The organism is Arthrobacter sp. B2I5, from assembly GCF_030816735.1.
In the GTDB taxonomy this organism is placed as follows: domain Bacteria; phylum Actinomycetota; class Actinomycetes; order Actinomycetales; family Micrococcaceae; genus Arthrobacter.
The window spans coordinates 2964992-2989022 of record NZ_JAUSYF010000001.1 but is presented as its reverse complement, the minus strand read 5'-3'; the positions used below and the strand labels follow the sequence as shown (position 1 = coordinate 2989022).

Here is a 24031-nt window from a genome sequence, read left to right as displayed (position 1 = left end):
TGGTGCCCGGGGTCCTGTGACGCCGGCTGCAGGCACAGAGCCTAGATATACCGGGGGATTTTCACTCATGAAACGTCGCGGACAAGCGCGCGCCGAAAGCCCTGCTCAAAGCCCTGCCTACGGCGCGCCCCGGCGCCGCCGCTGGCGGCGTCCGCGATGGTTCACGGGCACTGCGTTTGGTGCTGTGGTGGCGGTGGTGGTGACGGGTGCTGTGTTGTATCCGGGGTTTAAGACCACTGAGGTTGAGTTGAATGACGGCGGCGTGTGGGTGGTGTCGAAGTCGAAGAATGCTGTGGGGCGGTTGAATTATCCGTCGCGGGTGTTGGATGGGGCGGTGACTCCGGCGTCGACGACGTTTGATGTCCTGCAGCATGCGGGCGAGGTGTTCGTTGATGATGAGGCTGGGTCGACGTTGAACCAGGTGTCGCCGGCGAATATGCGCCTGGGTGGGGATAAGCAGTTGCCGGGGGCGGCTGATGTGAGTTTTGGTGCGCGGACGATCTCGGTGACCGATGCTGCGTCGGGGAAGGTGTGGGCGGTGTCGCCGTCCACGGTGAATGGTTTTGATAGGGAGGCGTCGGAGCCGGTTTTGGTGGGTTCGGCGGGTCTTGTGTCTGCGGTGGGTTCTGATGACCGGATTTATTCGGCGGATCCGAAGACCGGTGTGGTGTCGGTGACGGGTGTGGATGCCAATGGTGGGGTGATGTCGTCGGAGTCTGAGACCTGGGATGGGTTGAAGGGTGCCGGGGATGTGCAGATGACGGTGGTGGGGGACCGGCCGGTGGTGTTGGATGCTGCGGCGGGGAACCTGTTTTTGCCTGGTGGCAAGCGGCTGGCGTTGGAGGGTGCGCGGGATGCGAAGTTGCAGCAGCCGGGCCCGGGCAGTGATGTTGTGGCCGTGGCGACCCGGAAGGCGCTGCTGAAGCAGCCTTTGGATGGTGGGGCGGCGAAGACGGTGGTGTTCGACGGCGAGGGCGTGCCTGCTGCTCCGGTGCAGTTGGGCGGGTGTGTGCATGCGGCGTGGTCGGGTGCGAACAAGTATGTGCGGGACTGCGTCAATGATGGTGACGATAAGAAGGTGGACGTGCCCAGGGCGAGTGCGTCGCCGTCGTATGTTTTCCGGGTGAACCGGGACCTGGTGGTCCTGAACGATGTGAATTCGGGCAATGTCTGGTTGGTGAACCAGAACATGCAGCTGGTCAACAACTGGGACGACGTCATCCCACCCAAGGAAACCTCCGACGACGCCGACAAGGATTCCGCGGACGAAGTCCAGCAAACGGTCCTGCCGGACCGCACCAAGCCCAACAGCGCGCCGGTGGCCAAACCGGACCAGTTCGGCATCCGTGCTGGGAAAACCACCATCCTGCCGGTGCTGGACAATGACTCCGACCCCGATGGTGACGTCCTGACCGTCCGCACTCCGGAAGGCGTCAGGACTGGCTCCGTTTCGCCCATCTACGGCTCCACGGGGCTGCAGATTGCCGTGCCGGCGGACAAAGCGGGCAGTGAGACCTTCAAGTACACCGTGGATGACGGCCGCGGCCTCTCCGCGTCAGCCGACATTACCCTCAACGTCGTCCCGCCGGGCACCAACACCGCGCCGCGGCAGAAGCCCAACCGGAACACCACGCTGGTGGTCCAATCAGGGAAGGCTGTCACGCAGAACATCCTTCCTGACTGGATCGATCCCGACGGCGACGACCTGTTCGCCGTCTCCGTGTCCAGCACAGACCCGCTGGACCAGGCCCGGATCCGCCCCGACGGCCAGCTCACCTTCCAGGACTCCGGCGCCGGCCCGGGCCGCAAGGTCCTGACCGTGTCGGTATCGGACGGACAGGCCACGGCCGAAGGCAAGGTCACCGTGGATGTCAGGAGCCCCGGGTCCCTTCCGCCGATTGCCAACGCCGACCACGTGGTGGCCGTTGCCGGCACCGATACCGTCATCACTCCGCTGAAGAACGATTCGGACCCGCAAGGCGGTACGTTGCGTCTGGCGCAGGCCACCCCCGATGCTGAATCGACGGCCACCCTCAACCCGGACCAGCAGACCTTCACCTTCAATTCCCGCACGCTCGGCGCCCACTACGTCAGCTACCTGGTGACCAACGGCCCGGCCAGCGCGCAGCAGCTGGTACGCGTGGACGTGGTGCCGGGCACCGACGAGGGTGCGCCCGTCGCCGTCCGCGATACAGCGCTGCTGCCCACCGGCGGGGACGTCCTGGTGGACGTCCTGGGCAACGATTCGGATCCGTCCGGTGGCGTGCTGGTGGTGCAGTCCGTGACGGCCGACGCCGGCCTGCCGGTGAGCGTCGCGGTGCTGGACCACTCGGTGGTCCGGATTACCGACATCCGGGCTGAAGGCCAGCTGACCGTCCGGTACACCGTGTCCAACGGCCGGTCGTCCGCCACCGGCGAGATCGCCGTGATCATGGTCCCTGCGCCGGCCAAGCTCCAGGCTCCCCAGGCCAAGCCGGACGAAGCCACCGTCCGCGTCAACGACGTCGTGACCATCCCTGTCCTGGCCAACGACACCGATCCCAACGGCTCCAAGCTCACCCTCCTGCCCGATCTCGCCCAACAACCGGACGCCGGGGACGGCCGCATCTTCGTGGCCGGTGACCAGCTGCGCTTCGTTGCCGGACCCGAGGCGAAAACCGTGTACGCCATTTACAAGGTGCAGAACGAATCCGGGCAGGTGGATTCCCAGCAGGTGACCATCCGCATTCGCGCCCGGGACGATGACCGGAACTCCCGCCCCGAGCCGCGTAACCTGACCGCCCGCGTGGTGGCCGGCATGACCGTCAAAGTGCCAGTGCCCCTGGACGGCATCGACGCCGACGGCGACTCCGTCCAGCTCATCGGCATCGACAAGGCACCTGCCATGGGAACCGCCGTAGTGCGGGACGGCTACCTTGAGTTCACGGCCGCCGGCGACGCCGCCGGCACTGACAGCTTCACCTACCGGGTCCGGGACAGGATCGGTGCCGAGAACACCGGAACCGTCATTGTGGGCATCGCGCCACCGGAGGCCAACAACCAAAAACCCATCGCGGTGGACGACGTCGTGGACGTCAGGCCGGGCCGCAAGGTGGCCGTGGAGGCCCTGGCGAACGATTCCGACCCCGACGGAGACCCGCTCAGCCTGGTCTCCGACGGTTTCGAAGCGGGGCCGGGACTGCAGGTGGAAGCCACGGACGGTGCCAAGGTCCTCTTCACGGCACCCGGGACGGCCGGCAATGAAAGCATCAGCTACCGCATCCAGGACGACAAGAAAGCTTCGGCCAGCGCCGTCATCCGGATCCAGGTCAGCCCGGATGCGGAGCTTAAGCGTCCGGTGGCCAAGGACGACCGGGTAACGGTGGCTGAAACCCTGGGCAAGACCGCCGTCGACATCCCGGTCCTGAAAAACGACTCGGATGCCGACGGCGTGGCCACCGACCTCAAAATCAGCCTGCCCGACGGAAACCCCAACGCCCGCCCGGGCGGCGCGGGCAACGTGGTGGTGACGCTGACCGCGGAAGACCAGCTGGTTCCCTACACCGTGACTGACGTGGACGGGCTCACCTCCACCGCCCTGATGTGGATCCCCGGCCAGGGCGTACAGTACCCCACCTTGGCCAAAACTGAGCCCGTTGAAGTGATGTCCGGCAAGGACGTCACGCTGGACCTGGCCGAATACGTCCGGGTCCGCAACGGCCGCACCGCCCGCGTGACAGTCGCGGACGCCGTCCGCGTCCAGGGCGGGTCGCCGGAGGGCGTTATCCAGTCCGACGGCAAGGCATTGCGGTACGCCGCAAAGCCGGACTACGTGGGCCCGGGTTCCATCACCTTTGAGGTGACGGACGGCTCAGGGCCGGATGACGGCGACGGCCTGAAATCCACGCTGGTGATCATGACCACGGTGATCCCGGACCCCAACGCCAACCATCCGCCCACGTTCAGCGGCACCTCCGTGGACGTTCCCAAGGCAGAACAGGCAACGGTTGACCTGGCCGGCCTGGCCAAGGACGTGGACGAACGGGACAAGGACAACCTTCGCTTTGAACTGGACGGGACGCTTCCGGCCGGTTTCGCCGCAAAGGTCGACGGCGCCACCCTCGCCATCACTGCCGACGGTTCCCTTGGCATCGGCGTCACCGGAAACATCCAGGTGAAAGTCACCGACGGCAGGTCGCCCGCAGTGGCTGCCACCATCGCTGCACGCCATGTGGCCTCCAACCGGCCGCTGCCTGTGGCCAACGACGATTCCGTGGACAAAGCCAACGCGGGCAAAACGGAACGCGTCAACGTCCTGGCCAACGACTTCAACCCCTTCCCGGACACCCCGCTGCGGATAGTCGCCGCCACCGTGGAGACGGGTTCTGCAGCCGGGCAGCCGGCAGTATCAGGAGACAGCATCACTGTTACCCCGGCTGACGGGTACAAAGGCGTCATGGTGGTCCGGTACACCGTGGCGGACAAGACAGGCGACCTGTCCCGCCAGGTGGACGGCCGCCTGCGGCTCACCGTGCGGGACAAGCCCGACGCGCCGTCCGCTCCCAGTGCCACCGACGTCCGCAGCCGGACCGCCGTCCTCAAATGGGCCCCGCCGTCGGACAACGGTGCCGCCATCACGGGATACACGGTCCGCTCGAACAACGGCTTCGAACAGAAGTGCCCCACCACCACCTGCACGCTGAGCGGGCTGACCAACAACGTCAAGTACGTGTTCACGGTGCTGGCCACCAATGAGGTGGGGGACTCGCAGGCGTCTGCCCAGTCCAACGAAATCCGGCCGGATGAGAAGCCCTCACCGCCGGAAGCACCCACGGTCAGGGCCGGTGACAAGACGATGGCCATCACCTGGCCGGCCGCGAAAACCGAGGGCTCCCCGGTGAAGCACTACAACCTGGAGATCTCTCCGCCGCCTGCCAGCGGCGTGGCGGTCAAGAACGAGGTGGCCGGGCTGAACTACACGTGGACCGGCCTCACCAACGGCGTCAACTACAAGGTGCGCGCGCAGGCCGTCAACGAACTTGGCGCCTCCGACTGGGGGACCTATTCGGCGGAGGACAATCCGGCAGGCGTCCCCGCGGCACCCGCTGCGCCCTCGTCCGCCGTCGCTCCATCCGTGGGAAGCCAGAGCCAGATCAGGGTCACTTGGTCCGAACCCAACACCAACGGCGACCCCATCAGCAGCTACTACGTCACCATGAGCGGCGGCAACGCTGCCGCCCAGACGCAGACCGTGCCCGGGAATGTCCGCACCGCGAACTTCACCGCCAACAACTCCGAGGCCGCCTACACCTTCACCGTGCAGGCTGAAAACAAGGCAGGCAAGGGCACTGTCAGCCCGCCCTCGGCGCCCCGACGCGCCACCGGCAAGCTGGCCACGGTGTCCGGGGTTACGGCAACGCCGGCGAACACCGGCGGAGCGGGGCGGGCAGTGACGGTGGACTTCCGCAAGCTGACCGCGGCGGAACGCAACGGTTCCGCCGAAAACGAAGTCAGCTACAGCTACAACGCCAGCAACGGCGCCCGCGGACCCATCACCCCCGGGCAAACCATCGGCGGTTTCACCAACGGCTCGGCCGTCAGCATCACCGTTATTGCCAATTCAACGGTGGCTCCCAGCTCCGACGGCAGCACCCCTGCCACTGCCACGCCCTACGGATCCCCGGGAACCCCATCAGCGTCGGGCCAAAACGGCGGCGTGAACCAAAAGTCGGCCACCCTGAACTGGTCCTCACCGTCCACCAGCACCAACGACGTCGCCCAAACCAGGATCAGGATCAACAACGGCGGCTGGGAGAACGTTGCCCCCTCCGGCAGCAGGACGGTCAACACGGCAGGCTTCGGTGAAACCGTGACCATCGCCGTGCAGACCTTCAACTCGCTGGGCACCGGCAGCGCCGTGGTCACTGCCAGCGCCACGTCAGGCAAGCAGGGACTCTGGGAAACCCGGATCAAGACCTCCGACCCCAACTTCGAGCGCAGCTGCACCTTCACGCTGGGCGGGTCGAACTACCGGCCCAATCCCTACTTCGACTGTGACGGCGTCACGGGGGACAACCCGCCGTGGTTCTACAAGGTCACCCAGGACCGCATCATGGTGGCGTGCTACATCGACCAGAGCGACAACTGGTCCGGCACCGGCATCATCCGCTGGTGGCGGGTCGAATCCGGTTCAGCACGCAATGTGGGCCGCTACGTCATCGCCGGCCACACCACACTTCCCGAACCCGCAGCGCTCGGAGCCCCGCATTGCTGACACTTCCCAGGCCCTGCCATCAGGGCAGATGTCCCCATCGCGGGGAATTCCCCCATTCGGTAGGCTTACGCCGGGGAAAAGAGAGCCTCATACCGGTCTCTGAAACGGCTGCCCTGTGGCCACACAATCTGAGGGAAAAGTAACGCTGTGACAACTCTGCTGGGGAAGCTTGGGCTGAAAAGGCGACACAAGAAACTTGCCTCAGGCACTGCGTTTGGTGCTGTGGTGGCGGTGGTGGTGACGGGTGCTGTGTTGTATCCGGGGTTTAAGACCACTGAGGTTGAGTTGAATGACGGCGGCGTGTGGGTGGTGTCGAAGTCGAAGAATGCTGTGGGGCGGTTGAATTATCCGTCGCGGGTGTTGGATGGGGCGGTGACTCCGGCGTCGACGACGTTTGATGTCCTCCAGCATGCGGGCGAGGTGTTCGTTGACGATGAGGCTGGGTCGACGTTGAACCAGGTGTCGCCAGCGAATATGCGCCTGGGTGGGGATAAGCAGTTGCCGGGGGCGGCTGATGTGAGTTTTGGTGCGCGGACGATCTCGGTGACCGATGCTGCCTCGGGGAAGGTGTGGGCGGTGTCGCCGTCCACGGTGAATGGTTTTGATAAGGAGGCGTCGGAGCCGGTTTTGGTGGGTTCGGCGGGTCTTGTGTCTGCGGTGGGTTCTGATGACCGGATTTATTCGGCGGATCCGAAGACCGGTGTGGTGTCGGTGACGGGTGTTGACGCCACTGGTGGGGTGATGTCGTCGGAGTCTGAGACCTGGGATGGGTTGAAGGGTGCCGGGGATCTGCAGATGACGGTGGTGGGGGACCGGCCGGTGGTGTTGGATGCTGCGGCGGGGAACCTGTTTTTGCCTAGTGGCAAGCGGCTGGCGTTGGAGGGTGCGCGGGATGCGAAGTTGCAGCAGCCGGGCCCGGGCAGTGATGTTGTGGCCGTGGCGACCCGGAAGGCGCTGCTGAAGCAGCCTTTGGATGGTGGGGCGGCGAAGACGGTGGTGTTCGACGGCGAGGGCGTGCCTGCTGCTCCGGTGCAGTTGGGCGGGTGTGTGCATGCGGCGTGGTCGGGTGCGAACAAGTATGTGCGGGACTGCGTCAATGATGGTGACGATAAGAAGGTGGACGTGCCCAGGGCGAGTGCGTCGCCGTCGTATGTTTTCCGGGTGAACCGGGACCTGGTGGTCCTGAACGATGTGAATTCGGGCAATGTCTGGTTGGTGAACCAGAACATGCAGCTGGTCAACAACTGGGACGACGTCATCCCACCCAAAAACGAATCCGATGACCAGGACCAGGAATCGGCGGACAACAACACCATCAACATCCTGCCGGACCGCACCAAACCCAACCGGCCGCCGGAAACCAAGCCCGACGCCGTCGGCGTGCGCCCTGGCCGCACCACCATCCTGAGCGTCCTGGACAATGACTCCGACCCCGACGGCGACGTCCTTACCGCGGCGGTGGGGGACTCCGGGCCCAAAGCGGGCACGCTGGAAAGCATCTACGGCGGCACCGCGTTCCAGATCACTGTCCCGGCTGACGCCAAACCCGGCACCGAGACCTTCAACTACAGTGCTTCTGACGGCCGCGGCCTGTCCGCCGGCGGCCAGGTCACGCTGAGCGTGGTGGGACCGGACGAAAACAAACCGCCCAAGTTCAAGCGCGGCGAAGACACCACCATGCTGGTGGAACAGGGCAAAACCGTCAGCCAGAACATCCTCACCGACTGGATCGACCCCGACGGCGACGACCTGGTGCTGCTGGACGCCAAAGCCGACAACGACCAGGACCAGGTCAAGGTGCGGCGCGACGGCCTGCTCACCTTCCAGGACTCCGGTGCAACGGCCGGCAAGAAGAACGTCCAGGTCACCATCTGGGACGGCCGCGCCACCGTCACCGGCAAGGTGGTGGTCAACGTCCAGCCGCCCGGTGCCCTCGCGCCCGTGGTCAACGCCGACCACGTCACCGCCGTGGTCGGCCAGGATCTGGTGATCTCCCCGTTGAAGAATGACGTCGACCCCAACGGAGGTGCCCTCCGGCTGGCCCAGGTGGAAGCCAACGGACCCGCCGAGCTCGGCCCGGTCACGGACGGTGGGACCTTCACCTTCCGCAGCACCACTCCGGGCCCGGTCTACCTCACGTACATTGCGAGCAACGGCCCGCAAAGCAGCCAGGGCCTCATCCGCGTCGATGTCGAATCAGGCAACGACGGCGGCGACCCCGTAGCAGTCCATGACGTGGCCCTGATGCCCACCGGCGGCAGCGTACTGCTGGACCCCCTGGCCAACGACTCCGACCCCTCAGGCGGCGTCCTGGTGCTGCAGTCCGTCAAACTCCCGGACAACGCCACGGTGTCGGTCAGCGTGATCAACCACAGCGTCCTGCGGATTACCGACATCCTGGGGACCAAGGACCCCATCCTGTTCGAATACACCATGTCCAACGGGAAGAAGCCGGCGACGGGCAGCGTCTCGGTGGTGCCCGTCCCCGCCCCGGCGGTGGTGGAAGCCCCGCAGCCCAAGCCGGACGAGGTGAACGTCCGTGTCAACGACGTTGTCACCATCCCGGTCCTGGACAACGACACCCATCCACAGGGGCAGGAACTGGCCGTGGACCCGGTCCTGCCGCAGGCCGTTGATCCCGTGGACGGAAAGAGCTTCGTCTCAGAGAACACCCTCCGCTTCATCGCAGGCGCCCAGCCCAAGACGGTACGCGCCATCTACAACGCGGTGGATCCGCAGGGCCAGAAGAGCGCCGCCGCCGTCACCATCCACATTTTGCCCCTGGAGGGCGCGGAGAATTCCCGGCCCCAGCCCCGCAACCTCACCGCCCGGGTAGTGGCGGCCGGCACGGTCCGGATTCCGGTGCCGCTGGACGGCATCGATCCCGACGGCGACTCCGTGCAGCTGACCGGCATCGACAGCACCCCTGCCATGGGCACCGCCACCGTGGGCAGCAACTTCATCGACTTCACCGCCGCGGGCGACGGTGCCGGTACCGATACCTTCCGGTACAAAGTGGTGGACCGCCAGGGCGCCATCAACACCGGGACCGTGACGGTGGGCATCGCACCGCGCGGCGAGATGAACCAGAAGCCCACTCCGGTGGACGATGAGGTCCGGGTGCGTCCCGGCCGGCAGATCGCCGTCGACGCGACAGCCAATGACACCGATCCCGACGGCGACCGTATCCGCATCCTCACTGACGGCATCGAGGCCGACCCCGCACTGCAGGCCACCGTGAGCAGGAACAGCGGCCGCATCATCCTGCTTGCCCCCAACGAGGCCGGGACTGTCAACGTGCGGTACAAGGTCGCCGACGACCGGGACGCTGCTGCCCAGGCCACCATCCGGCTGGTAGTGGACAACAACGTGCCCCTCAGGGCACCGGTTGCCCGGGACGACAGGGTGACCTCGGCCCAAGCCATGGGCAAGACGGCCGTGGATGTTCCCGTCCTCAAGAACGACGAGGACCCCGACGGTGTGGGCGAAAACCTGAAGATCAGCACAGAGGCAACGACGGCCCGTCCCGGCGGCAGCGGCAACGTGCTGGTGGACCTCACCGAACAGCCCCAGCTCATTCCGTACACGGTGGAAGACGTGGATGGGCAGCAGTCCACCGCCATCATCTGGGTCCCCGGCCTTGGCCAGCAGGTTCCCACCCTGGCCAAGGATGACGTCATTGAAGTGGTGGCCGGGCAGTCCGTGGACGTTGACCTAAAGGAATGGGTCAAGGTGCGTGAAGGCCGGTCACCCCGCCTGACCCAGGCGGACCGGATCAAGCTCATTGGAGCCAGCGGTGGCGACCCCATCATCCGCGACGGTGCCGGCCTTAAGTACTCAGCAGGAGCCGACTATGTTGGCCCTGGCTCGCTCACCTTCGAGGTCACGGACGGTTCCGGACCGGACGACCCTGCCGGCCTGAAGGCCACCCTCAGCATCAGGACCAAAGTGCTGCCGGACCCGAATAGGAACAACCCGCCGGAGCTGCTTGGCGCCAACGTGGATGTTCCCAAGGGCGACTCCGCCACCACCGACCTTGGAAAGCTGACCTCCGATCCCGACCAGGACGACGTCGGGAAGATGAAGTACCAGCTGGTGGGAGACCCGCCCGGCGGCTTCACCGCACGCATCGACGGTAAGACGCTGAAGGTCTCGGCCGCTGACTCCGCCCTTACCGGAGCCCGGGGCGTCGTGCAGGTCAAGGCAACGGACCCGCGCGGGCTTGAAGCGACGGCCACCTACCAGCTTGCCGTGTCGGCTTCGGACCGGCCCAAGCCCGTGGCGAACGACGATGTGCAGGACAACGCTGCGGCGGGCAAGCCCGTCACCATCAACGTCTTGGCAAATGACGCGAACCCCTTCCCCGAGACGCCGTTGAGGATCATCGCCGCGAATACCGAGACGGGCAGCGGCAGCGTGGACGTCAACGGTGATTCGGTCACCGTTACCCCTGCTGTGGGCTTCACCGGAACCTTGGTGGTTGTCTACACGGTAGAGGACAAGACGCAGGACAGCTCCCGGCATGCAACCGCGCGCGTCCGGCTGACTGTCAAGGACAAGCCGGCAGCTCCAACCACCCCCCAGGCGCAGAGCGTGGGGGACCAGACCGCATTGCTCAACTGGTCCGCTCCGGCGGACGGAGGCTCCGTCATCACCAAGTACACGGTCTACGGGGAAGGTGGCTTCCGGCAGGACTGCCCTGCCAACACCTGCACCCTGAACGGCCTGACCAACAACACCATCTACCACTTTCAGGTGACGGCTACCAACGAGTTCGGGGAGTCCGACCGCTCCCCGGCCTCTGCCGATGTCCGCCCGGATGTGAAGCCGGATACCCCGCTGTCACCGTCGCTGAAGTTCGGCGACAAACAATTGACGGTCAATTGGACCGCTCCGGCCAGCAAGGGCTCACCCGTAAAGTCTTATGACCTGGAAATTTCGCCTGCTCCCGCTGGCCAGAACGCCCAAATCCAGGGACTGACGTCCGTCAACTATGTGTGGAAGGGGCTGCAGAACGGAGTCTCCTACAAGGTCCGTGTCCTGGCCCGCAATGACGCCAAGGACCCGTCCGAGTGGAGCCCGTATTCGGCAGCCGAAGTGCCCGCCGGTGTCCCGGCAACGCCGGCGGCACCGAGCGTGGCACAGGCGACGCCTGTTGGTTCCCAGAGCCAGCTGCGTGTCGTATGGACGGCACCCAACAACAATGGTGACGCTGTGTCGTCCTACACGCTGACCACTCTCCGTGGCGGAGCCGCCATCGCAACCCAGCAGGTTGCCGCCACATCGCAAAACGTCACGGTGGACAACTCCGAGTCCAGTTACACCTTCACGGTGTCGGCTACGAACAAGGCGGGAACCAGCGGCACCAGCGCGCCGTCGGCAGCGACGCGTGCCGTGGGCAAGCCGGGAACGGTGGGAGCACCAACGGCAACCCTGGTTGATACCAACGGCAATGGCGGGAAGATCGACGTCCGGTTTGCGCAGTTGACAGACGCCCAACGAAATGGTTCATCGCCCACGGAAATCACATACCGTTACAGCCTGACGTCCGGAGGAGGCTCCGGCAGCATCCCTGCCGGTGGAGGGGTGGTTGCGGCAGCCAACGGAACCCAGACATCGGTGGTGGTGTGGGCGGTGTCGTCCCGGAGCACCAGTGCCGGCGATGCAAGCTCCCCGTCCAACGCCGTCAATCCTTACGGACTCGCGTTTGCTCCCGCCGTCAATGGCAGCAAGAGCAGCGGCGAGGGTGACAAGACAGTGTCCTGGACCTGGAACCAGCCGGACGGCAACGGCCGGCCGGTGACGGGATACCAGTACAGCGTCGACGGTGGAGCGTGGCAGGACACCAACCAGCGGTCGTTTTCGAAGACCGTTGGTTACAGCGAGACGGTCACGCTCCGGGTCAGGGCGATCAGCGGCGGCCAGCCGGGCCGGATCGGCAGCGACACGTCGCGCAGTGGTTCCGCGCCGCCCCCGCCGCCCCCGCCGGGTCCCCGCCTGTGGGACGCCGTGGTCAACGTCAACAGCTGTTTGGAAAAGGCCTCGGGGTCCGACCACTGGTCCAGCGGAACCTGCACCTCCTACAAGATGCCCCAAGGTACGCGGGTTCAACTTGAGTGCTACCGGGATGGCTGGGGCTCGAGCCGCTGGTACTACATCTACAACGCGAACGGCAGCAGGTGGACCAACCAGTACCGGTTCATCCGGGCTGACACCATTACCGGCTCGACTGCTGGGATGGGCTCTTGCCCGGCCAGTTACTAGGGGCCGGCAGCCCCGGGTCCTTCGAACAAACGCTTCAACCAGGCACAACCAGAGGAAGAACAATTTCATGACCATGACCATGGAGCAGGCCGAGTGGTTTGCCGACACATTCGAAAAGCTGGTTGCCAACGTGGGGCAGGCGGTGCTGGGCAAGGAACACGTCATCCGGCTGACCTTCACCGCCATGCTGGCAGAAGGGCACGTCCTGTTTGAGGACGCACCGGGGACGGGCAAGACCTCACTGGCGCGGGCGCTGGCCGCCACGGTTCAGGGCTCGAACAACCGCATCCAGTTCACCCCGGACCTGCTTCCCTCCGACGTGACCGGCGTGACCATCTACGACCAGAAGACGCAGAAGTTCGAGTTCCACAAGGGGCCGATCTTCAACAACATCGTCCTGGCTGACGAGATCAACCGCGCCTCGCCCAAGACACAGTCCGCGCTGCTGGAGGTCATGGAAGAATCCCGGGTCACCGTTGACGGCGTCACCTACTCCGCGGGCCGCCCCTTCATGGTGATGGCCACCCAGAACCCGATCGAGCAGGCAGGCACCTACCGCCTGCCCGAGGCCCAGCTGGACCGCTTCCTGATCAAGACCTCCATCGGATACCCGGACCACGCCTCCACAGTCCGGCTCCTAGGCGGGAACAACCTGAGGGACCGGTCAAAGGACCTGAGTGCCGTGATCACCACCCAGGCGGTGGCGGACATGGCCGACCTCGCCGCCACGGCGCATGTTGACACGGCGGTGCTGGAGTACATCTCCCGGCTCTGCGAGGAGACCCGCAGCGCCCCGGAGACCCGGCTTGGCGTCTCGGTCCGCGGCGCCCTGGCCATGGTCCGTGCCGCCAAGGTCTGGGCCGCGGCGCAGGGACGGAACTTCGTGCTGCCGGATGACATCAAGGAACTGGCGCCCGTGGTCTGGACCCACCGGTTCGTGATGGACCCGGAAGCCGAGTTCTCCGGCGCCACTGCCGAGGCTGTGCTCACCCGGATCCTGGCCGACGTCGCCGCCCCGCAGCAGCGCACCAACGCCTAAACCGCCCGGCCTGCAGCCTGAAGCTGCAGCCGCCGCCACTGTCATTCCAGCGCAACAACGAAGGCAAACCCTTATGTCCGACGGCACGTCCAGCGGCACCCGGCTGACCCGGCTCGCGGAGCGTCTCCAGCAGCCCTTCCACCGGAACGGCCGCCCTACCCCGCTGCACCCTGCAGCCGTGTGGTCCGAAGCCAGCAGCACGGCCCTGCTCGCCCTGGCGCCCGCCTGGCGGGCTGCGCGGGACATCTGGCTGAAATACGCCTGGCCGGTGCTGTCCGTGGTCAGCATCCTGGGGTGGTCCGTCCTTGCCGGCGCCATCCTGCTCTGGACCACCGGCCAGGCGTTCGGCTGGCAGGAAGCTACGGCGGCCTCCATCGCCGCCTTCGCCATGTTCATGATCGCCGTCGCGTTCATCCTCGGCCGGTCCTCCTACGGCGTGGTGCTGGACCTCGCCCGGACGCGTGTGGCAGTGGGGGACAGCGCCGTCGGCAGCATCGCCGTCTCTAACACCTCGGTCCGCCCGCTGCTGCCGGCCGCGCTGGAACTGCCGGTGGGCAGCACCACCGCCGTCTTCCACCTGCCCCGGATGAAGCCCGGCCAGGTCCACGAGGACCTGTTCACCATCCCCACCGCGCGGCGCGCCGTCATTGTGGTGGGACCGGTCCGTTCCGTCCGGGCCGACCCCCTGCACCTGCTGCGGCGCCAGGTCCTCTGGACCGAACCGGAGGACCTCTTCGTGCACCCCCGCACGGTTGCCCTGGCAGGCTCCGCCGCGGGCTTCATCCGCGACCTCGAAGGCATGCCCACGACGGACCTCTCCAGTGCCGACGTGTCCTTCCACGCCCTGCGCGACTACGTACCCGGCGATGACCGCAGGCACATCCATTGGAAGACCACAGCCCGCACCAACAAACTGATGGTGCGCCAGTTCGAGGAAACCCGCCGCGCCCACCTGGCCATTTCGCTGTCCATCAACACCGACGAGTACTCCTCCGAAACCGAGTTCGAGATGGCCATCTCGGTAGCCGCCTCCATCGGCCGGCAGGCCATCCGCGAACAGCGCGAACTCGACGTTCTCACGCAAAAAGGCCCGCTCCGCTGCGAAACCGGCCGCAACCTGCTCGATGACATGACCCGGATCGTGGGCACGCCGATGCGCCGCACCGCCGTCGACCTCGCCAGGACCCTGGCCGACACGGTTCCCAACGCCTCCGTGGTGTTCTTCGTGGTGGGCAGCAACGTCACGGCAACCCAGCTTCGTTCCGCCGCCGCCTCCGTCCCGCCAGGCGTCCGCAGCCTGGCGGTCCGGGTGGAAGCCGGCGCCGCCCCCACCAGGGCCAACATCGCAGACCTCACTGTCCTGACGCTCGGCGACCTTGCCGACCTTGCCATCGTGCTGAGAAAGGCCGCCGCATGAGCGCCGCACCGGGCCGGTCCCCACAAACGCCGGCCGCACAAACACAGTCCCCGCAATCCCGTACCCGCCGCAAGGCCGCAAACCCGGACTCCGCATTCACCACCGGCCAGCCGCCCTGGCATTTCGTGCTCGACGCCGGAGCCCTGGTGGTCCTGCTGGGCCTGGGCCTGCTCGGCTTCGGCCTGAGCTTCGGGGGTGACCCCTACTACCTCCTGTCCGGGTTCGGCGGCATCATCCTGGGACTGGCCATCGGCGCAGCCAACGCCCATCTGCGCCTGGGCCTGCTGATCACCACCGCCCTGGCCCTGGCCGCCTACCTGGTGTTTGGGACCTGGCTGGCGGTGCCGGACTCCGCCATTGCCGGATTTGTCCCCTCCGTGGATTCGCTGCGCACCCTGCTCCTGGGCGTCGTGTTTGCCTGGAAGGACATGCTCACCGTGGGCGTGCCGGTGGGAACCGCCGGCGGCGTGCTCATTGTCCCCTTCCTGAGCTCGTTGGTCACGGCACTCGTGGCCGCGCTCCTGACGTGGCGGGCCCGCAGTCCCTACCTGCCCCTCATCCCGGTCCTGGTCCTGTTCGTCACAGGCATCGCCTTCAGCACCAACGCCGCATTCCTGACCCTCGAACGCGGCATTGGCCTGACGGTCCTTGGCATCGCATGGGCAACCTTCCGCCGCGACACCCTGCGGCGGAACAGCACCCGGAGGGTGGCGGTCAACAATCCGCAGGCGGACAGCGCCACCGCCCGCCGCGCCAGGATCCGCCGGCTGGGCATGGCCGCAGGAGTGATCGCCGCCAGCGTGGGAATTACCGCGGTGGCCGCCCCCCTGGTCAGCGCGGGGGAGGACCGCAAAGTCCTCCGCAACGTGGTGGTGCCGCCGTTCGACCCCAAGGACTACATCACGCCCCTGGCCAGCTTCCGGACCTACGTCAAGGACAAGAAGGACGACACCCTGTTCGTGGTCAAGGGGCTCCCCCGGGACGGCCGGGTGCGCCTCGGTGCCCTGGATGCCTTCAACGGCACCAACTACAACATGGACCCCAACGGCTCCGGCAACTTCAGCAAGGTGGGCGACGCCAAGTCCATCAACACCCTCGCCGACACGTCCGGAGTGGTGCCCACCAACGACTACTCGATCAGCATCAACGTGGAGGACTACCAGGGCTACTTTGTCCCCGGCGGCCGGAAGACCACTGGCATCAGCTTTGAGCAGTCCGGCTCCGCCGCTGCTGCGGGCCTCTACTTCAACCAGGGAACGGACACCGCCGTCACCACCAACGGCCTGTCCCGCGGCGACGCCTACACCGTGCAGGTCTCCGATCCCGTCAAGCTCGAGCACGGGCAGCTGACACAGTACGACTTCGCGAAAATCTCCCTGCCGGCTCCGCTGGAGGTGCCGCCGGTGGTCGGTTCCCAGGCCAATGACCTGTCCGCCGACGCCCCCACGGCCATCGACCGCGTGCGCCAGATCGAGGCGCATTTTCAGAAGACAGGGGCCTTCAGCAACGGCCTGGTCAGTGAGGGGCAGCTGCCCAGCGTCTCCGGCCATGGCGCGGCTCGGATCCGCAACCTGCTGACCGCCAAGCAAATGCTCGGCGACGATGAACAGTACGCCGTGGCCATGTCCCTGATGCTCCGGCACCTGGGCATCCCCTCCCGCGTGGTGATGGGCTTCTACCCGGAGCCCACCAGCCCTGAGAACGGTGCCGGCCAGGTGAAGATCACCGGAAAGGACGTCCACGCCTGGGTCGAGGTCGCATTTGAACGGGTGGGCTGGGTCAGCTTCGATCCCACCCCGCCCAAGGACAACATCCCCATCCCGCCGGACCCGGAGAACAAGTCCAAGCCCAAGCCCCAGGTGCTCCAGCCGCCGCCCCCGCCGCAGGAGCCCGCGGACCTGCCGCCGGATTCCTCACCGGACGCCCTGGACGCGGACCAGAAGAAGAACAACCCATGGCTGTTCTGGGGCGCGCTTTTGGGTGCATTGGGTGTCGCCGCCATTCCGCTGCTGGTCCTGGCGTTGCCGCTGCTGCTGATCGCCCTGTTGAAGGCACGACGGCGGAAGTCGCGTTTCCGCGACGGCCACCCTGCCCAGCGTGTGGGCGGAGGCTGGAACGAGGTGGTGAGCCTGGCGACCGACCTGGGTGCCGCCGTCGACACCCGCTCGACGCGGCGCGAAAGCGCTGCAGTCCTGGCTGAAGCGTTCCCTGCCACCCAAGGGACCACCGCCCTGTTGGCCCGCCGGGCGGACGCCTCCATCTTCGGAGCGGGCGAGCCCACCGAGGAGGACGTTCGCGAGTACTGGACCATCGTTGACGGGTCGCTCAAGGAAATGACCTCCGGCATGGGGTTCTGGCGCCGGCAGCAGGCACGGTTCTCACCGCGCTCGCTGCTGGCCGACGCCCGGACCGCCATGAACTCCGGCAAGGGCCCCGGCCTGCGCGGCGGCCGGCAGGCAATGCCTGCGGTCTCCGCGTTCGTTGCCGCCCGGCGGCGTCGTGCCTCCGGAAGTGCTGACGCGCCTCCGACCCGGGAAGGACGCAGCCAGGAAGGACCCGGCCGGCAGTGACTTCCGACGACGAACGCTGCCCGCGCTGCCAACAGCCCATCCGGGCGGGGGCCACCTTTTGCCCCGCCTGCGCGGCGCCGCTGCCCAACCGGGCGGCACGCCGTCCCCGCACCCCGGACCTGCCCGCGGACCGCGGAAGGAGTGCTGCGGGCGAGGCGCGCCCCGCGCATGGGCCCGGGAATCCCGGTACTATCCCGGTAGTAGAAATGCCCCCGGCAGGTCGGCCGGCGGGTACCGCATTTACGGGCACCGCGCAGGCGGGCACCTTGCACACGGGGACTGCGCCGGACAGGACTGGCGGATTCACACGGGTGCAGGCCGCTCCAGGGGGAGGAACGGGAATGGCAGTGAACCTTCAGCTTGTTCCGGCTGCCGCGGGCAAGCGGCTCGGCGCTGCCGTCATTGACTGGCTGCCGGGGGTGGCGGTGCTGGTGGTGGCCTTTGCCATCGGATTTGCCGGGATCACCCGGACCAGGAGCGGGGGCTTCATTATCTACGACACCTCATCGCTGGCCCTCTTTGGCGGCATCGGCCTTGGCCTGACCCTGGCCTACCTGTCCGTGGTGCTCGGCCTGGAGGCCCGCACGGGCAAAACCCCCGGCAACCTGCTCATGGGGATCCGCAGCGCGGACCAGGACGGCTATGCGCCCGGCGCCGGTGCCGTGTTCCTGCGCGGCCTCATCACCGGGGCAGGCATCCTGCTGGCCGTGCTGGCTGCTGTGCTGGTGGTGGTCTTCAAGTGGTTCGACGCCGCCCTGTTCATCCTTGGCCCACTGCTCCTGGTAGGTGCTGCGTGGGCCGTGCTGGTGGTCGTTTCCAACCGCTGGGACAAGAACGGCGGGCTGCGCGGCTGGAATGACGCCGCCGCCAAGACCCTGGTGTTCGACGTCAAGGCCGGCCGCGACCCCATCACCACCGGCGGCATCCAGGGCCCCTACAGCTTCGCGCCGCTGGACCTTCCGCCCGTGCAGCAGGTGCTGTCCCCGGTGGCCGGGGCCACCGCAGCCCAGTCTCCGGTGCGCCAAACCCCGGCGCCCCAACCACCTGCAGCCCAGCCCTCCGAACCTCCAGCACCTTCGCCGTCGGCCATGATGCCGTCACAGACCATGCCCTACACCGCGCCGGCCTCCTTTGCGCCGACGGCACCTGCGCAAGCTGCCGGCCAAGGGATGATGCCCGGTTTCGCGCACGGTTTTGCACCGACAGGTTCAGCCGGCCACCGGGTTCCACCACAGCACGTGGACGACGACGTCGAACGCACCCAGGTGCGTCCCGGAACAAGCGGCCCTGCCCCTGTGGCCGTCCTCCGGATCCGGCTGGACGACGGCCGCGACTTCCAGCTGGACCGCAGCGTCCTGGTGGGCCGCAACCCGGTGGGGCAGGCCGGGGAACAGCACGCACAGCTGCTGGCCGTGGACGATCCCGGGCGCTCCATCTCCAAGACGCACCTGCACCTGCTCACCGACGGCGCAGGTATTTGGGTGACAGACCGGCAGTCAACCAACGGAAGCGCCGTCACCACCCCGGACGGCCTGCGCACCCCACTGGTGCCCGGCGTCCCCACGTTTGTTAACCCGGGATCCAGCGTGCATTTTGGAGACCGTACCTTTTACCTAGGACAGGCATGAACCAGCACCCCGCCAGTGTTTCCTCCACCATCCAGCCGGGACCGGGACCCAGCCTCAGCTATGGCTACGGGACGGACAGGGGACTCCGCCGGGAGTTGAATGAAGATTCCTACATCGCGGCCGACCCCGTCTTCGCCGTCGCTGACGGCATGGGCGGCCACGAAGCCGGCGAAATCGCCAGCGGCCTGTGCGTGCGGGCACTCGCCGAAATGCCCCAGGTCAGCACGGGGGAGCGGAGCATCACCGCGGCCGTCCTCCAGCAGTACCTGGTCCGCGCGGACAATTCCATCCGTGAGGCCACCGGAGCCCGCGCGGGCACCACCCTCACCGGTGCGGTGGTGGTGGAACAGATGGGCATGCCGTACTGGCTGGTCCTGAACATCGGCGATTCCCGCACCTACCGGCTCAGCCAGGGACGGTTCGAACAAATCAGCGTGGACCATTCGGAGGTCCAGGAACTCGTGGACGCGGGCGAAATCACCGCGCAGGAAGCAACCATCCACCCGCGCCGGCACGTGGTCACCCGTGCCCTGGGCACGGGGGACGAGACGGAGGCGGACTACTGGCTCCTCCCCGTGGAGGAAGGCGACCGCGTCCTGGTCTGCTCTGACGGACTGACGGGGGAACTGTCGGATGAGGAAATCCTGGGGATCCTCGGCACCGTGGCGGATCCGCAGGAGGCTGTGGACGCACTGATCCAGGCCGCGCTGCGCAAGGGCGGACGGGACAACGTCACGGCCATCGTGGTGGATGCCAGGAACGTTGCGAACGACGACGGTGCGGGCACCACAGCGCCCCGCCTCACCTCGGCTGACGGAGACGAAGTGACGCTGCCGCGCCCGGCATCCGAAGCCGTGACGCAGCCCCTGCCCGAACCGGTTGAGGAGACGGCCGACCAGGACACCACTGCCCAACACGGGGAGCAGGGCAATGACGGCCGCTAGCTACATCCCGGGCACCTGGCTGGGCGTTGTCAGGTCCCGCACCGCTGTCCTCCTGGGCCCCGGGTCCTCCGCCGAACTCGCAGGCGCGCTGTGGGAGCTCCTGGCGGGCCGGCCCGAGCCGCACGAGGTCCTCGCAGCCGTGACCAGCACGTCGGGCGGATCCCTCACCCGGATTCCCTCCTTCGGCATCCTCGACTTCAACGGGTCCCTGCGGGTCTTCCTGCGCGGCGACATCGACCTCACCGTCGAGCAGCCCGGCGGAGCCATGGACCTTGATGGCCGGGACGTGACCACCTGGAACGAACGCAGGTTCGTGCTACCCGGCACGTGCCGGGTGCGGATCGCAGATGGGGGCACCGGCAGTCCAGGGCATGCCGCCGAACAACCGGAACTTCCGCTCGGTGAGGGCGTGGTGCTGCTGCAGTCCCTGACCATGACAGCACCGTCCGGCCCCGCTGCAGTTGGTGGTGCCCCGGCCGCAGCGGATGCCGCCGCACCAACGGGAACTTCCGCAGCCAGCCCAGCGGCTGATGGCCCGGCTGCTGAAGTTCCGGCCGCTGTAATACCGGCCGCTCCCGCCGTTGACGCACAGCCCCCTGCTGTCCTGCCGGAAACGGAGGACGTGCCGCAGACCACGCTTCTTTCCGAAGCCACCCTCCTTTCCGAAGCCACCCTCCTTTCCGAACACGGAGCCTCGGCCGAAACGGTGCTGGGAGTCATCGATGAGGACCCGGCCGATGAACGCCAGGCTGGCGGCGCTCTGGATCCATCGGCCGCGGGCGGCCTGGACCCGGACGCCACGATTGCCCCGGACGGCATTATTGGCGTCGACGGGGAGAACCATTCGGACGGGGACAACGGGGAGATCATCGCCGACGGGGAGCTGGCCGGGGAAGCCGACGCGGTGCCCGAACTCCCCGACGCAGCGGACGCAGCTGCTGCGGGCGGCGCTTCCACCGGAGCCGGAGCCGGTGCCGGTTCCGCAGGGGAGATGACGACGTCCTACGACCACCTCTGGGACCGCACCGTGATGCGGCACATCGAAGACGCCGCCGTGCGCGAGGACCCCGACGCCGACTCGGGCCACGTTTCCCGGCAGCAACCTCCCGCACTGCCCGCGGCCGAACCGCTGCCCGCCCTCGGCGCTGCAGGGGAGCCTCCCCTCGACGTTTCACCAGCCGGTCCAGGGACCGGCGCAGAAGCTGAAAGCGGCGGCCAGTCCGGACCCGGCACCGGACCTGGTGCCGGTTCCGGACCTGACGCCAGCCCGGAGGAGGGGCCTGCCGTGCCGCCCCGTCCCGCGTCCACCGGCATTCTCATCGATTCCGTCCCATGGCGCATCGGGGGAGCCACGCCGGCGGCGGCCGCCCCGGCACCTGCCCCGCCGCCAACCGCGGGCTCCCCGGCTGAGTCGCCGTCGGCCCCCGTTCCGGCTCCATCCACGCCGATGCCTGCTGCATCCGGCCGCGGCCAGGAACACAGCCCCGGCCAGGAACCCAATGCGAGCCAAGGGCCGGGCGCCGGGTCCGACGCCGCCTTCGACCCTGACCACGATGGCCAGACGGTCATGAAGAGCAGCCTCCCGGGAGCAGCATCCGGTCAGGCAACGAACGCACCGCCCGTTCAGCAGGACGCCGCCGGCGGGCCGCTGGTGCTGGCGCGCGTCTGCGCGCAGGGCCACGCCAATCCGCCCACCCGTGCCCAGTGCAGCGCCTGCGGGGGCGCCCTGTTGCCTGATGCCGTGCAGGTGGCCCGTCCCCGGCTGGGGCGGATGCGCCTGTCCACCGGCGAACTCCTGGACCTCGACCAGTCCATGGTGATCGGCCGGCAGCCGTCCGTGTCCCGGGTCCAGGGCGGCGTCATGCCGCGGCTGGTCCAAGTGGCAAGCCCCGGCGGGGACATTTCCAGGTCCCATCTGGAGGTGCGGCTCGAGGGCTGGCACGTGATGCTCTGCGATCTCAAGGCCACCAACGGCACGGTCCTGGTCCGGGAAGGGCAGCCGCCGCGGCGCCTGGCCCAGAACGAGATGGCCATCCTGCTCGACGGCGACATCGCGGAACTGGGCGACAACATCTCACTGCGTTTTGAGGAGATTCCTTGAGTTCCAAACGGCCCGTTGCGCCGCCGCCCCGCATCCCGGGGTTCACCTATATCAGCTTGCTGGGGTCCGGCGGGTTTTCCGATGTCTACCTGTATGAACAGGACCGGCCGCGCCGCAAGGTCGCCGTCAAGGTGCTGCTCTCGGACCTCAAGACCGAGGGCGCGCGGCGGCGTTTCGAGTCCGAAGCCAACCTCATGGCCCAGCTGTCCTCGCACCCGTACATCGTCACGATTTTCGAGGCTGAAGTTACGGACGACGGGCATTCCTACCTGGCCATGGAGTACTGCTCCCGGCCCAGCCTGGACGTGCGGTACCGGCGCCAGCGCTTCAGCGTGGACGAGGTCCTGGCCGTCGGCATCCAGGTGGCCTCCGCCGTCGAAACCGCCCACCGGGCCGGGATCGCCCACCGCGACATCAAGCCCGCCAACATCCTGGTGACGGACTACAACCGTCCCGCCCTCACCGACTTTGGCATCTCCGGCACCCTGGCCGGGGATTCAGACGACGATTCGGGCATGTCCATTCCCTGGTCCCCGCCGGAGCAGTTCCGGGACGGCAGCGTTGACGGCGTCATGGTGGACGTGTGGGCCCTCGGCGCCACGCTGTACACCCTGCTGGCCGGACGCTCCCCCTTCGTGATGCCCGGGGCGGACAACTCCCAGCGTGAACTGATCAACCGGATCTCCAACATGGCGCTGCCCAAACTGGGCCGTGCCGATGTGCCGGAATCACTGGAACTGGCCCTGGCCACGGCCATGGCCAAATCGCCCCTGTCCCGGTACTCCTCCGCGCACGCCTTCGCGCTTGCCCTGCAGCGCATCCAGGCCGAGCTCAACCTTTCCGTCACGCCCTTCGAGGTCCTCGAGGAGCCCCAGCAGGAAGAGAGCCATCCGGACGACGGCACCGAGGAGACGCGCGTCCGCAGCATTGCCGCCATCGACCCGGAGCGGACCGGCAGCGCCCCCACGTTCCCGGCCCGTACGCGCCCCAACCCCGGCGGCACCGGGACAGACGCAACGGGCCGCAGGGGAGGCGCCCTCCCGCCGTCGCACTTTACCCCCGTGACGCCCGGCCAAGGCAAGCCGGCCCCGGCGGTGCCCTCCATTCCGGCCCGCACCACCTGGGCTGCAGCCACCGGAACGGCGTCGGCAGGGGCAGCTGCGCCCCTGGCGGGCACGGACGACGGCGCCGGCCAGGGGGAGTGGGCCCAGTCCACCGTCCTGCGCGGCAGCGCAGGGCCGGCCAGCTATGGCGCGCCGGTAACGGACACGGCGGGAGCTCCACAGGACACTGCCTACACCGCCGACGCAACAGTGCAGCGGGCCGTGAAGGTGGACGAGCCCGGCGATATGCCGGAAGCAGACCACAGCAAGCGCAACCTGTGGCTCGCGCTCGCCGGCGGCACCCTCCTGGCACTGGCGGCAGTGGTGGGCATCGTGGTGGCGAACACGGCAACAGGCACCCCGAAGGTCGTGGAAACCCAGCAGGCCAGTAAACCCCCGGCCGACGCCCTGGACAACGGCACCGTGCCTGACGTCGAAAGCCTTAAAGGCACTATCGGCGGCGACGGGGAAGCCAGCTTCACGTGGACCAACCCGCAGCCCAAGGATGGGGACACCTACAAGTGGAAGGTGTACACCATCGGCGGCGGCGAAGGGGGATTCCAGGCCATCGCACAGCCGCCGGTCCGGCTCCGTCCCAACCCGACAGGGCAGACCTGCATCCAGGTGATGATCGTGCGGACCGACGGCGCATTCTCACCGCTGGGGTCCGGCTCCATCGCGTGCGCCGGCCAATGAATTCGCTGCACAGCCA

Annotated in this window: 9 protein-coding genes and 1 pseudogene; all 10 read left to right on the top strand. The window is 67.3% G+C overall.

The window, feature by feature from the left end; all coding sequences use genetic code 11:
• Positions 1-67: 67 nt before the first annotated feature.
• The 10 genes and pseudogenes from QFZ60_RS13965 (at position 68) to QFZ60_RS13925 (ending at position 24015) form a co-directional block, all read left to right on the top strand.
• Complete coding sequence (locus QFZ60_RS13965; protein WP_307091162.1) at positions 68-6253, top strand: Ig-like domain-containing protein; 6186 nt, start codon at positions 68-70, stop codon at positions 6251-6253.
• Positions 6254-6400: 147 nt separating this feature from the next.
• The gene (locus QFZ60_RS13960; protein ID WP_307091160.1) at positions 6401-12517 is read left to right on the top strand and encodes an Ig-like domain-containing protein; all 6117 of its coding nucleotides are present in this window, start codon (positions 6401-6403) and stop codon (positions 12515-12517) included.
• A 67-nt stretch (positions 12518-12584) separates the two neighbouring features.
• On the top strand, positions 12585-13556 hold the full coding sequence (locus QFZ60_RS13955) for a MoxR family ATPase (RefSeq protein WP_307091159.1): 972 nt from the start codon (positions 12585-12587) through the stop codon (positions 13554-13556).
• A gap of 73 nt (positions 13557-13629) precedes the next feature.
• Positions 13630-14973, top strand: a complete 1344-nt coding sequence (locus QFZ60_RS13950) for a DUF58 domain-containing protein (RefSeq protein ID WP_307091158.1) — start codon at positions 13630-13632, stop codon at positions 14971-14973.
• Positions 14970-17543, top strand: a complete 2574-nt coding sequence (locus QFZ60_RS13945; RefSeq protein WP_307091156.1) for a transglutaminase family protein — start codon at positions 14970-14972, stop codon at positions 17541-17543. The genes QFZ60_RS13950 and QFZ60_RS13945 overlap by 4 nt, the downstream gene beginning before the upstream one ends.
• A pseudogene (locus QFZ60_RS21705) lies at positions 17540-17620 on the top strand (zinc-ribbon domain-containing protein); the annotation flags it as partial. The gene QFZ60_RS13945 and the pseudogene QFZ60_RS21705, both read left to right, overlap by 4 nt.
• 264 nt (positions 17621-17884) lie before the next feature.
• Positions 17885-19171, top strand: a complete 1287-nt coding sequence (locus QFZ60_RS13940) for an RDD family protein (RefSeq protein WP_307091155.1) — start codon at positions 17885-17887, stop codon at positions 19169-19171.
• Positions 19168-20115: a PP2C family serine/threonine-protein phosphatase gene (locus QFZ60_RS13935; RefSeq protein ID WP_307091154.1), complete on the top strand. Its 948-nt coding sequence runs from the start codon at positions 19168-19170 to the stop codon at positions 20113-20115. Before QFZ60_RS13940 ends, QFZ60_RS13935 begins: the two co-directional genes overlap by 4 nt.
• A complete protein-coding gene (locus tag QFZ60_RS13930; RefSeq protein WP_307091152.1) occupies positions 20102-22216 on the top strand; it encodes an FHA domain-containing protein in 2115 nt (704 codons plus the stop codon). The genes QFZ60_RS13935 and QFZ60_RS13930 overlap by 14 nt, the downstream gene beginning before the upstream one ends.
• Positions 22213-24015 (top strand): serine/threonine-protein kinase, encoded by a 1803-nt coding sequence (locus tag QFZ60_RS13925; RefSeq protein WP_307091150.1) that lies wholly within the window; start codon positions 22213-22215, stop codon positions 24013-24015. Before QFZ60_RS13930 ends, QFZ60_RS13925 begins: the two co-directional genes overlap by 4 nt.
• Positions 24016-24031: the final 16 nt, after the last annotated feature.